The 12,571-nt window shown below is 60.2% G+C and carries 8 protein-coding genes and 1 pseudogene; 3 read left to right on the top strand and 6 right to left on the bottom strand.

Annotation, left to right across the window (positions count from 1 at the left end; translation table 11 throughout):
* Positions 1 to 61 precede the first annotated feature (61 nt).
* The 3 genes from AC245Y_RS02210 to AC245Y_RS02200 all read right to left on the bottom strand — a co-directional run bounded on the left by AC245Y_RS02210 (position 62) and on the right by AC245Y_RS02200 (position 4,323).
* A complete protein-coding gene (locus tag AC245Y_RS02210; RefSeq protein ID WP_017992988.1) occupies positions 62 to 1,657 on the bottom strand; it encodes an ABC transporter substrate-binding protein in 1,596 nt (531 codons plus the stop codon).
* Positions 1,658 to 1,996: 339 nt separating this feature from the next.
* Complete coding sequence (gene rirA, locus AC245Y_RS02205) at positions 1,997 to 2,479, bottom strand: iron-responsive transcriptional regulator RirA (protein ID WP_003545647.1); 483 nt, start codon at positions 2,477 to 2,479, stop codon at positions 1,997 to 1,999.
* A gap of 347 nt (positions 2,480 to 2,826) precedes the next feature.
* On the bottom strand, positions 2,827 to 4,323 hold the full coding sequence (locus tag AC245Y_RS02200) for a CoA-acylating methylmalonate-semialdehyde dehydrogenase (protein ID WP_017992987.1): 1,497 nt from the start codon (positions 4,321 to 4,323) through the stop codon (positions 2,827 to 2,829).
* A gap of 193 nt (positions 4,324 to 4,516) precedes the next feature.
* On the opposite strand from AC245Y_RS02200, the gene AC245Y_RS02195 reads away from it, so the two are divergent.
* Both AC245Y_RS02195 and AC245Y_RS02190 read left to right on the top strand, forming a co-directional pair.
* Entirely contained in the window at positions 4,517 to 4,831 is a 315-nt protein-coding gene (locus tag AC245Y_RS02195; RefSeq protein ID WP_011650528.1) for a putative quinol monooxygenase, read from the top strand.
* Complete coding sequence (locus AC245Y_RS02190) at positions 4,828 to 5,709, top strand: LysR family transcriptional regulator (RefSeq protein WP_017992986.1); 882 nt, start codon at positions 4,828 to 4,830, stop codon at positions 5,707 to 5,709. The genes AC245Y_RS02195 and AC245Y_RS02190 overlap by 4 nt, the downstream gene beginning before the upstream one ends.
* Here AC245Y_RS02190 and AC245Y_RS02185 read toward each other — a convergent pair.
* The 3 genes and pseudogenes from AC245Y_RS02185 to traA form a co-directional block, all read right to left on the bottom strand.
* Complete coding sequence (locus AC245Y_RS02185; RefSeq protein ID WP_017992985.1) at positions 5,706 to 5,873, bottom strand: hypothetical protein; 168 nt, start codon at positions 5,871 to 5,873, stop codon at positions 5,706 to 5,708. The genes AC245Y_RS02190 and AC245Y_RS02185 overlap by 4 nt on opposite strands.
* Before the next feature lie 56 nt (positions 5,874 to 5,929).
* On the bottom strand, positions 5,930 to 6,373 hold the full coding sequence (locus AC245Y_RS02180; protein ID WP_017992984.1) for a DUF4174 domain-containing protein: 444 nt from the start codon (positions 6,371 to 6,373) through the stop codon (positions 5,930 to 5,932).
* A 249-nt stretch (positions 6,374 to 6,622) separates the two neighbouring features.
* Positions 6,623 to 11,246, bottom strand: a pseudogene (traA, locus tag AC245Y_RS02175) (Ti-type conjugative transfer relaxase TraA).
* Between the two features lie 321 nt (positions 11,247 to 11,567).
* Here traA and AC245Y_RS02170 point away from each other — a divergent pair.
* On the top strand, positions 11,568 to 12,563 hold the full coding sequence (locus AC245Y_RS02170) for a nucleotidyltransferase and HEPN domain-containing protein (protein WP_017992983.1): 996 nt from the start codon (positions 11,568 to 11,570) through the stop codon (positions 12,561 to 12,563).
* Positions 12,564 to 12,571: the final 8 nt, after the last annotated feature.

The following is a 12,571-nucleotide window of genomic DNA, read 5'->3' as shown; positions in this document are numbered from 1 at the left end:
GTCAGGGGAACCTGACCGCCGGCCGCACCCGGCGTTGACCGGGCAGTTTACAGATTTTTTATTATTCGGAAATGTCCACACCGTCGAAGCGGTGAATTCCGAGCGGGTCCATTAAGAAGCCCGAGACCTTCTTGCTCATCGGAACGAAGACCAATGAGTGGTCGAGCGTATTCCAGGGAGCTTCCTTCTTGAAGATCAGCTGAGCCTGCTCATAGGCCTTCGTGCGCTCGGCGACGTCGGCCGTCAGCTTGGCCTTCGTCATCAGATCGTCGAATTCCTTGTTGCACCACTGAGCGCGGTTGTTGCCGCCGACAGCATCGCAGCCAAGCAGCGTATCCATGAAGTTGTCAGGGTCGCCGTTGTCGCCGGTCCAGCCAAGGATGACGGCACCGTCGCGATTCTTGTCGGACGAGAGCTTCAGATATTCGGCCCATTCATGGGTGACGATTTCTGCATCGACACCGACCTTGGCCAAGTCGGCCTGCATCAACTCTGCGGCGCGGCGCGCGTTCAACATGTACGGACGCGAAACCGGCATCGCCCAGATCTTCATCTTCAGATCCTTGACGCCGGCATCTGCCAGCATCTTCTTCGACGCATCGGGATCGTACTTGTCGTCTACGACGGCATCGTTATAGGACCACATCGTCGGCGGGATCGGGTTCTTGGCAACGGCTGCGGCACCCTGGAAGACGGCGTCGACGATCGCCTGCTTGTTGATCGCCATGTTCAGCGCTTTGCGGACTTCGGCCTTGTCGAAGGGAGCAATCAAGGTGTTGTAGGCGAGATACGAAACGTTCAGGCCGGCCTGCTCGAGCACGGTCAGGTTCTCGTCCTTCTTGAGTTCGGAGACGTCGGCCGCATTCGGATAAGGAATGAGGTGGCATTCGCCGGCCTTCAGCTTCTGCGCGCGGACGGCAGCATCAGAGGTGATCGCGAAAACCAGATCGTCGATCTTTTCCTTGCCCTTGAAATAGGTTTCGTTCGCCTTGTAGCGGATGACGGCATCCGGCTGGTAGGCGACGAAGGTGAACGGGCCGGTGCCGAGCGGCTGCTGGTTGAGCTGCGCCATCTTGCCGTCGGCGGCAAGCTTGTCGGCATATTCCTTGGAGACGATCGAGGCGAAGTCCATGGCGAGATCGGCAAGGAACGGCGCTTCGGGATGATTGAGGACAAACTTGACGGTGAGGTCATCGACCTTCTCGATCGACTTGATCAGCTCGGGAAAGCCCATGCCGGCGGCGTATTCGTAAGAGCCGCCCTCGACATATTTGTTCCACGGATTGTCAGCCTTGAGCTGACGCTCGAACGAGAAGATGACGTCGTCGGCATTGAAGTCACGCGTCGGCGTGAAGAAGTCGGTGGTCTGGTACTTAACGCCAGGATGAAGCTTGAAGGTGTATTCCGTGCCGTCGGCCGAAACGCTCCAGCTGTCGGCCAGGCCCGGCTCGATCTCGGTGCCGCCATGCTTGAATTCGACGAGGCGGCTATAGACCGTGCGCGACGACGCGTCGAAGGTCGTGCCTGCCGTATAGAGGCTGGGGTCGAAGCCTTCCGGCGAGCCCTCGGAGCAATAAACAAGGGTCTTGGACCAGGCCGACGTCGCCATGACGGAAATCAAGGCCGTCGCTGCCAGCAGGACAGAGATCTTTTTCATAATATTGTTTCCCGGTTGTTCTTTTTTGATGTTTGGAGACCGTAGATTGCCATCTCGATCGACGCTCGATGGAACGATATTTATTTACTGAAAGCAACGGGCTACGCAGAAAATTTTTCCAGCTGGACAATTTTAGAAATTTTCCGGCAAAAATCAGCCTCATTCGGAAATATTCGCACAAAAAAGACCGAAATTTTGTCGCATTTGGTATAAAAACGCGCCCATCGCGACACGCAGCCGGCATTTCGCCGTTCCGGAGGCCATGAGAGATGCCCGCAAAAACAAAAACCGCGGTTGCTGGGGGCAACCGCGGTTCAGAAGTTCATCCTGGTCTTTTGATCAGGCGGCGGGGGCAACGATCGCGGGTTTGCGATAGGCGGGCTCGCCGGTGATTCCGAGAAGGAAGTTGATCTGCGGACGCGCCTTGACGAGGTCGTCGATGGAATATTCCGAAAGTACCGCAAAGAAAGCGTTGAGCGCCTTGCGCAGCGCCGAATTCAAACCGCAGCTGTCGACCAGGGGGCATTCGACCTCGCCGTCGTCCTCGAAGCATTCGGCCATGGCGAAACTGTCTTCCGTCACCCGAACGACGTCGAAAAGACTAATATCGGCAGCCGGTTTGCCCAAGCGCACGCCACCGTTGCGACCGCGCACGGTTTCGACCAGACCCGCCTTGTTCAGCGGCTGAAGGATCTTGAAAAGAAAGAGCTCGGAAACGCCATAGGCCCTGGCGATTTCCGGAATCCGGCTCAAGTGCCCGTCGTTGGCAGCACAATACATCAACATGCGAACCGCATAGTTCGTCTGCTTCGTCAACCGCATGCCATTCTCCTGACTCGTCTGTTCAGACCTATATAGGCGGTTTGCTAGTTTTGAACAATTCCAAAATATGAAATTCGCATTCAGCTTATGAGGTCATTTGCCGCGACGTCAATCCCGCTCCAGGATCTCGACGTAATCCAGAATCGCCTGCTTGCGCTCGGGCGTGCCTTGCGCATCAGTTTGATCCTCGGCGCTGGGGAAAATAGGCGATGGCGAGCAGACCGCGCGCTTGTCTCAGGACATCCTCGACGCCGGACCGATAATCGCCGGCAGTCACTATAACGAGGAGAAATTCGGGGGCCGAAAGGCCCCCGAATTGCAGATTGCAGATCGGAATGTCGTGAAGATCACTTCATCGTCGGCATGACGAATTCGGCGCCGCTCTTGATGCCGGAGGGCCAGCGGGCGGTGACGGTTTTGGTCTTCGTCCAGAACTTGATCGAATCCGTGCCGTGCTGGTTGAGGTCGCCGAAGCTCGAGGCCTTCCAGCCGCCGAAGGAGTGGTAGGCGAGCGGAACCGGGATCGGGACGTTGATGCCGATCATGCCGATATTGATGCGTGAGGCAAAATCGCGGGCGGCATCGCCGTCACGCGTGAAGATGGCGACGCCGTTGCCATATTCGTGCTTCATCGGCAGCGACAGCGCCTCCTCGTAGTTCTGGGCACGAACGACGGAGAGGACAGGTCCGAAGATCTCGGTCTTATAGATATCCATGTCAGGCGTGACGTGATCGAACAGGCAACCGCCGACGAAGTAGCCGTCTTCATAGCCCTGGAGTTTGAAATCGCGGCCGTCGACGACGAGCTTGGCGCCTTCCTCGATGCCGCGGTCGATCAACCCGCGAACACGGGTATAGGCTTCCTTGGTAACGAGCGGGCCCATGTCGGCCTTGTCGTCGGTATAAGGGCCGATGCGCAGGGATTCGATCTTCGGCGTCAGCTTCTCGACGAGGCGGTTGGCGGTCTCTTCGCCGACCGGAACGGCAACCGAGATCGCCATGCAGCGCTCGCCAGCCGAACCGTAGCCTGCGCCCATCAACGCGTTGACGGCCTGATCCAGGTCTGCATCCGGCATGATGATCATGTGGTTCTTGGCGCCGCCGAAGCACTGGGCGCGTTTGCCGTTCATCGCCGCCGTGCCATAGACATAGCGGGCGATCGGCGTCGAGCCGACGAAGGAGACGGCGCCGATATCGGGATCGGTGAGGATGGCGTCGACGGCACCCTTGTCGCCATTGACGACGTTGAGGATGCCGGCCGGAAGGCCGGCCTCGATCATCAGTTCGGCGAGACGGATCGGCAGGGAGGGATCGCGCTCGGAGGGCTTCAGGATAAAGGCGTTGCCGCAGGCGATCGCCGGCGCAAACATCCACATCGGGATCATGCCCGGGAAATTGAAGGGCGTAATGCCGGCGCCGATGCCGACCGGCTGGCGGATCGAATACATGTCGATCGCCGGCCCGGCGCCTTCGGTGAACTCGCCCTTGGCGAGATGGGGAATGCCGCAGACGAATTCACAGACTTCGAGGCCACGGATGACGTCGCCCTTGGCATCCTCGATCGTCTTGCCGTGCTCCTTGGAGAGGATTTCGGCAAGCTCATCCATATGCTTGTTCAGGAGTTCGACGAACTTGAAGAAGACGCGGGCGCGGCGCTGTGGATTGGTGGCGGCCCATTTCGGCTGCGCAGCCTTGGCGTTTTCGACGGCGGCGCGCAATTCCTCGACGCTTGCGAGCGCGACCGTCGCCTGGACTGCGCCGGTTGCCGGATTGTAGACGTTGCTTAGGCGGCCGCTGGTGCCGGCAACCTGTTTGCCGCCGATGAAATGACCGATCTCACGCATGGGTGTTCCTCCTGTTTTTGGATGGCCGACAATCGCACTTCAATTTGCACAAATCAATGCGCTGATATAAGCAACCGTTGTGCGCAAATTATAGCTCTATCGTTGCATCAGGCGCTGCCGCTGCTTCCAAACTTGGCACGGCACGCCAACAAGTCAAACGCCGACAAGTCAAACCCTGGGGGAGGTCAAACCGATGAGCCGCAAACCCGTTGTCAGAATGGCGGAGCTGGAGATCGATCCGGACACGCTTGAAACTTATCGCGCATTGCTCACGGAAGAAATCGAAGCATCCCTAGCGCTGGAAGACGGCGTCCTTTCCCTGAGCGCTGTTTCCATCAGGGACAACCCAAACCGGATCCGTATCCTTGAGGTCTACGCCGACCAGGAAGCATACGAGGCCCATCTGCGAACACCGCATTTCCTTAAGTACAAAAACCAGACGGCGCACATGGTCACATCGCTGACGCTTATCGAGGTCGATCCGATCGCAATGCGTGCCAAGCCATGAACTGGGACGATGTCCGTATTTTCCTCGCTGTCGCCCGCACCGGACAAATCCTTGCCGCCTCGAAGCGGCTGGGCCTCAATCACGCCACGCTCTCGCGCCGACTGACTTCGCTCGAAGAGGCGCTGAAGACGCGGCTTTTCATCCGCCGCACGAATGGCTGCGAGCTGACGGCCGAAGGAGAAGTGTTCCTGGCATCCGCAGAGCGGATGGAAACGGAAATGCTCGCAGCACAGGCCAGCCTCGGCCACACAGATACGGCAATTGCCGGGACCGTGCGCGTCGGCGCGCCCGACGGCTTCGGTGTTTCCTTTCTTGCGCCGCGCATGGGCAGGTTGATCGAGCGCCATCCGGAACTGAAGATCCAGCTCGTGCCGGTTCCGCGCTCTTTCTCGCTCTCGCTGCGCGAGGCCGATATCGCCATCACGCTCGAGCGACCGGACCAAGGGCGGCTCGTTTCCTCGAAGCTGACGGATTACACGCTCGGCCTTTATGCCTCGCGAAATTATCTGGCGTCCCAGGGAACACCTGCCGATATCGACGCGCTCAAGGCGCATCGCCGCATCGGCTATGTCGAAGACCTGATCTTCACCGCATCCCTGAATTTTTCCGGCGCAGTGATGCGGAGCTGGGATGCAGGCTTCGAGATTTCGACGGCGATCGGACAGACGGAGGCGGTGCGAACGGGCGCCGGCATCGGCATCCTGCATGATTATATCGCCAGGCAGTATCCGGAACTGCAGCGTATCCTGCCGGAGGTTTCGATCCGGCGCGCCTATTGGACAACCTATCACGAAACGGCGCGCGACCTGCTACGCGTGAGGAGCGTCGCCGATTTCCTCCAGGAACTCGTCAGCGCCGAACGGCATATTTTTCTTTAGGTCTCGAAAGCATGTTTTGCCGGCTCGTCGTTCTCGTCGGGATTGGGAACGGGTGCCTCGTCAGGCAGCCTGTCCGGCTCCGGCTCCTTGATCGGCGGCACCGGCTTCCAGCCAGGCCCGGGCATCGGCGGCTGGTCTGGAATGGGTTCGTTGGGCACGGACATGACCGCCTCCCTTTCATGATCTTGGTTCTGCTTCGTGATCTTGGTTCTCAGCGATATCAGGACAACTTGTCCGGCTTCAGCGATTCGGCAGCGCGCATCGGCATGCTGTCGATGATGGCGAAGAGCTCGCCATCGGTAATCGGCTCGCTAGCCTTGAGCTTGACGGTGCCGTCCTTGCCGAGAAGGAAAGCGGCGAATTCGCCGACCTCCGGCGCGTCGAGATCGCGGCGGATCGCTTCGCCGTCGAGACCGTCGGCCTCACCGAAGAGCGGTCGAACGCCGGCGCCGGAAATCTTCAGCACCACCAGGTCACGATCGTCGAGGGCCGAGCGGTTGGCGAGCAGCTGATTTTCCTGCCGGGCGGCGCGGGAATTATCCCTGTCGGCGAAAACAATGAAGACGCGGTTCCTCCACTGGAACTGGGCGAGGCTTTCGGCCGGCGCATAAGCGCTGTTGGTGTCGTCGATCTTCGTTGCACCGTAGAGAAGGGTTTTCGACATGCATATTCTCCCGTTAACACGGAGAACGGTCCGAGATGGCACGGGTTCCATCGAAACGTTAGGAACCGTATTTCAGCGGCATCCCGCTTCAACCTGAATTAGATGTCTAGTCGCTTGGCATTTTCGCTGGCACGTCCCTTATCGCCTACGCGTCTGGATAATTGCGTTCTGCTCGCCTGAGCTGCGATATCTTCTTTGCCTTCCGTTCGTTTCCCAGCCAGATCAACAGAAATGGCCTCTCTCGTTTGTTTATAGGCCATTCATATCGATGCCGCGCCCACGGCTGACAGCCCGCTGGCGCCGTTCCGAAATGATCTGCTCGCTGCCCTCCTTGCGCACCGCCTGCTGCAGGACCTTCAACCTTTCCTGCATCGCCTCGAAGGCGCGGCGCTGCACCGGTGGGACGCGGTTGATGAGATCCTTCTCCTCTCGGAGGATGGCATTGCGACCAAAGCGCTCGTCGAGCGCCCGGCTGACGGCGTCGAACTCCCGGCGAATATCGGGATCGAGCGAAGTCGGAAGGGCGCTCAGCTTGCGACCGTTGTTCTTCGCCCCGGTGGTCAACCGCATGAGCACATCTTCCGCCGCCTTCGACAGGCCGGGAATGGCGACTGCCATGCGCCGTCGCTCCTCGGCAACAGCCTGGCGTTCGCCATCGAGCACATTGACGTAGGCCGAACCGAGCGCGCGCAAGCGGGCGGCGGCTTCAGGCACGGCCTGCACCGCCTCCTTCCGCTCCCGGCCGGAAGCCAGCATCCTGTCCGCGAGGCGATCGGAGCCGCGTAGCGCACCATAGGCGGCCGGATCATTGGTCACCGCTGCGGCGATGCGCTCAGCGGCAAAACCTTTGGCAAGCAGTTCTTCGATCTTACCGACGGCACCGGCCGGATCTCGCCAGATCGTACTTGCCATGTCGGCCAGCGCAGTTCGCTGCTGGCGATACAGCGGCGTGGCTAGCGCGCGCGATCTCGCCTCCTCACCGATCGCGGTCTTGAATTCGGTGACTGCGGCGAGCATGGGGACATTCTCCTTCTCGGGATCGGCACTTGCGCCGGCAACAATCTTCGAACGATCCCGCCGCTCGGCGAGATGCTGCTCGTCGGCGAAACGCTTCACGGCCTCGAACAGCCGGGTCATCTTCTCGCGTCTGGTGCTCGCGAGGTCTTCCGGCATACGCTCGATCATGTTGCGTTCGGCAACCGCATCGGCCTTCGAGGTAAACGCGCTCCAGCCGAAGCGGGCGCTCAGCGCCTCGCTGACCGCCTTGACCTCCTGGACGAGCGAGCGGTCTTCGGTGGCAAGCGCAAAGGCGGCCTTGTAGGTGTCGTCACCACCCCGCTCTCGCACTGCCTCGATCTCCACGAGACGTGCCATCGCCTTTCTGGAGAGCGCCGGGATTGGCAATGACATACGGGCGCGGCGTTGTTGCTCGCGGCTTTCGAACCGCACGGCGTTTCTTCGGAACTCCGTTGCATGAGCGCGGGCCAACGGCAGCAACTCTTCCAGGGTCACCGTTGCCACGCCGCGTTCGTCGCGTGCCGCACGGCCGTCGACGATCAGATCGGAACCACGCAGGCGGCCGAGCCGCTCCGGTGCAACAGCAAGATCGTCGGCGAGCCTGCGGGGTTCGATCTTCACATCCGATGCCAGGGCGTTCAGGCCGACAATCGCCGCATCCGGGTCACGATAGATCTTCTCCAACAACGGCCGCAGGATGGCTTCCCGCTCCGTCCACGCCGGGGACGAAAGCTGAGCCAGGCGCGCGTCTTCCTCCAAGGTCCTGGTGAAGCCCGTGGTGGATGGGATCAGATACCGCGCACGGCCGGCATCTGCATCCGCGACAGTTTGCGTTTCAATTCGCGCCTCATTGTAGGAAACGCGCCGTTCCCGCTCGATCGCAAATCCGAGCGCAACGCTGGCCCTCTCCCAGAGCTTTGGCACCTGCTCGCGCTTCTCGGCAATCCACGCCCACCGCCGGGAGACACCTTCCTCCATCCCGGCGGCAGCTTGAGAAAGAGTGTCGAGCCCACGACGCCGGGCGAAGTCGTCGGCATGGGCCTGGTAGCCGGCCTCGCTCTCAAAATCGAGCGTCGTCGTCTTGGCGCCGGAGCGCGACAGGCGCAGGGTGAGCTGCTTGAACAGGTCCGGCCGATGGCTTTCCCGCTCGATGCGCTCCAGGCGTTCTGCGACGGTTTCGACCCGACTGGCGGTCCAGACATTGCGGTCGACTTCTCTTTCCTCGAATCGCTTCTGGCCGGTTTGCTCATCGACGATCGGAACCTGAACCTTGACCTTCTCGACACCGTCCTTGCGCAGGGTCACCGTGTCGCCCTGGGAGACACCACCTTCTTCGAGCGCCTTCGGCAAGCTCACACCCCAGAGACGATGGACGGCTCCGTCATCCGTCTTTACGTCGGCATAAGGACTGTCGTCGGCGTCCTCGTCATTCGGCCGGAATTTGGCTTGTCCTGTTTCCACGAGCTCACCGGTCACGCCGGCAGCATGATCGACACGCGGCTTCCTCCCCCATTCCGGCCTCGCCTCAAAATCTTCCTTCGCGGCATAGAGGTCAGCGCGGTCGCGATGTCGGGTCATCGACACATAGGTCAGGTGTTGGTCCATCATGCCGGTGGCAAGCACGAAGGTTCGCTCGACGGTGGCACCTTGAGATTTGTGGATGGTCGCGGCGTAGCCATGATCGACGTTGCGATAGCTGTCCTCACTGATGACGACGTCACGGCCATTGTCGAGACGGACCGAAAGCAGTGTATCACCGCGTTTGTCCCCGGTGGAAACGACCGTACCGAGCATGCCGTTCTTCACATATTGCGGGCCGAGGCGGGGAGCACGGGGCTCGAGGAAACGGGCATTCTCCAGGAAGATGATGCGGTCGCCGGCAGCGAATTCCCGTGCACCACGTGCGGTCTGGAATGAGCGGCCCTCACCCAGCGCGCCCTCTCCCGTCATCACCGATCGCAGCGCTTCGTTCAGACGCTTCACGTCTTGATTGGTGTGGGCGAGCACGAGAAGCTCGTCGCCGCGAGGACGGCCGTCATTGCCCGTCGCAGCAGAGTTCCGGATTGCCTGTCGGAGCGCCTCCGTCCAGTCGCCGACGATCCGCGCGATGACTTCGTCTCGCGTCTCTGCCTCGACAAGGTGGCCCTGCTGCGCATAGGCGTCGAGACCTTTCTCCGTCTCGCCACGCGCAAAAAGCCGCGATGCCTCTCGCGCCCACGGTTCCCGCTGGCGGCGCACACCGGCAAGTTCGGCAAAACCGATCCGCTCAGTGATCGCCCGGAACGCCGCACCCGCCTGGATCGGCTGAAGCTGCATCGCATCGCCGACCAGCACGACTTTCGCCCCTGCTTCTTCAGCAATCTTCAACACGCGGGCCATCTGCTGCGACGACACCATGCCGGCCTCGTCGACAACCACCACATCGCCGCGATGAAGCGTCTCGTGTCCATTGGCCCAGGCCAGTTCCCAGGCGGCGAGTGTTCGCGACCTGATGCCGGAGCTGTCTTCCAGCCCCTCAGCGGCTTTGCCGGCAAGGGCCGCGCCGATCACCCGGCGGCCATCGCTTTCCCAGGCGACGCGTGCGGCGGCAAGCAGTGTCGATTTGCCGGCACCAGCAAGACCGACCACGGCGGCAATGCCATTGTCCCGCGTAACATGACGGACCGCGTCCACCTGTTCCGGATCGAGCTTAAAGTGGTTTTCCGTATCTCGGGCCTCGACGTGTCTGATCGCAGCCGCAACCGCCCGACCGGAAACGGCAAAACCCTCGTGCTCCGCCAACACCTGCGCCGACCGCGCCATGTCATATTCAACGCCCAGTATCTCGCGCGTGGTGAAGACAGCGGGTTCCGCCACCTTCCCCGTTTCGGCATCGACCTGTTGCGGCTTCAGCATGACAAGATCGTCCGACGCCATCAGCCGCGCGGATATTGGCAAAGTCCGCGGGATCGTCGACAGTGCGATGCAGCGCCTTGGCGATATCGCGCTCGTCGAAGGTCGAACGTTCGTTGCCGAGCTGCTTCAGCAGAAGCTCCGGCTCGGAGAGCAACCGGTCGGCCATCTCCTGCCGTCGGGCGAGATCGGCCGGCGCGAAATACATCTCGGCGCCCCGGCGGGAAATGGCTGCCTTTTCCGGCCCGAGATGTCTTTGCGCGATGCCATCGAGCCCCTGCTCGGCATAGGAGCGGCCGTCGAGCCGGATCTCATGGCCGGCAAGCGCCAGGTGCCGGCTGGCCGTCTCCGCCCAGGCGACCTTCCATGCCTGCAAGGTTTCCTTGTCGCCGCCCCAGGACTTATAGACAATCCGACCCGTGAGCCGCCCGGGCGTGACAAAACGCAGTGGCTCGCCATTCTCTCCCAAAACAGGGGCGTTTTTTGGCCCGAAGCCCTCCTCCGTCAGCGGTCTCACGGTCGTCAGTAGATGGATGTGCGGATTGCCGTCCTTGTCGTGGTAGACCCAATCGGCAACCATTCCCTCGGACGTGAAATTATCACCGACGAATTCGCGCACCAGTGCGATGTTCTCGGCCCGCGTCAGCTCTTCCGGCAGCGCGATAATCAGCTCTCTCGCCAGCCGCGCGTTTGCCAGTTTCTCGAAAGCTTCAACAGCGTTCCACAGCGCTTCACTGGCACCAGCGACCGAACGCCCCTCAACCGCCGACCGCAGCCAATCCGGCGCCTGATCCGGCAGGGCCAATTCCTCGTGCATCAGCTCGGAGGCGCCGCGCCGATAGCTGAACGACGTGCCGCCCAGTTCGTCCATCATCCTAGTGCGATGACGATAGGCGGCGGCCGCGACGATGTTGCGTCCCGCTCCCCGGCTGATCACCTGCGCTCTGACGAACATGATCGCCATGATTGTCCTCGCATATTCGGAGCAGTTGCACCAACGAGCGAAATCGCTCTTTCACAATAGTCAGACCGAGCGACTGACGCGCTCCGCGCTTGTCTCCGGTTTTCGCGCGGGTCCATCAACTGCGACAAATAAGCGATTTAACTGTTTTATTCAAGACAGTATAATCTGAACCCTATTTCATGCTTTGTTCGCTCTAGGGCACGGCGTTCCAACTACGCCGAATTCAGACAATCCTCGTCCTTACGCGCTTGAAATTTTTCATAAATCTCTACCGTATGTTGGCAACCTAACGAGACATAAGGGCAAAACTGGAGTTGAGCGATGCTAAAATTGCCAGTAGACCATATTGGATCTTTCACCTATCGATTGCTCATGAAATCGTCGCTCGATCATATGCCCCTTCGCAAGCAGCGAGAACTCGGCCGGGTCCTGGAAATCCTCCACGAGGAATTCGAGGACGCGCTGAAGGAAGGTACGGCCGATTTCAAGAAGCGCGGCAGGATCCTGAAGATCATCCTGTTCGGTTCCTACGCCAAGGGTGGTTGGGTCGATGAACCTTTCACCATGAAGGGATATCGTTCCGATTTCGACCTGCTGATCATCGTCAACAATCGCAAGCTCTGCGAGTTCGCCGAATACTGGCACAAGGCAGCCGACCGGCTGATCCACGAAGCCTCGATCGAAACGCCGGTGAGCTTCATCGTCCACTCCAGGCGGGAGGTGAACACCTACCTCAAGGAGGGGCAATATTTCTTCTCCGACATCCGCAGGGAGGGCATCGTTCTCTATGAGCTGGACGATGAGCCGCTGGCTGAGCCCGAACCACTTTCGATGGATGATCGGCTCCGCGTCGCGAAGGAGCATTTTGAGCAGCGGTTTAGAGCGGCAACTCGTTTCCTGGAAATGGGCAGCCTAGCGATAGATCGTGGATATGCAGAGAATGCCGCTTTCGAACTGCATCAATCCCTCGAACAGGCCTTTTCCTGCGTTCTTCTCACTCTGACCAACTACGGACCGCCATCGCACAACATCAAGTTCCTGCGCTCACTCGCCGAGGAACAGGACCGTCGGTTGGCCGAAGCCTTTCCGCGTGATCAGCACAAGGAACGCGCCTGGTTCAACACGCTGAACGAGGCGTATGTGAAGGCGCGCTATTCGAAACATTACGAGATAAGCGAGGAAGCGCTTGGCTGGCTCGCTGAACAAACTGCGTTACTGCTCGAACTAGTCAAGATGGTTTGCGAAGGGCACCTGGAGACCCTTAGAGGAACAGTTGGCAGCGACATAATCAAGCGAGAGTCGTTTTCATGCGATTGACCAACTGC

It is taken from the genome of Rhizobium sp. SRDI943 (assembly GCF_057653695.1).
The sequence above is the reverse complement of the archived record's forward strand: the minus strand, read 5'-3'. Positions and strand labels throughout refer to the sequence as shown.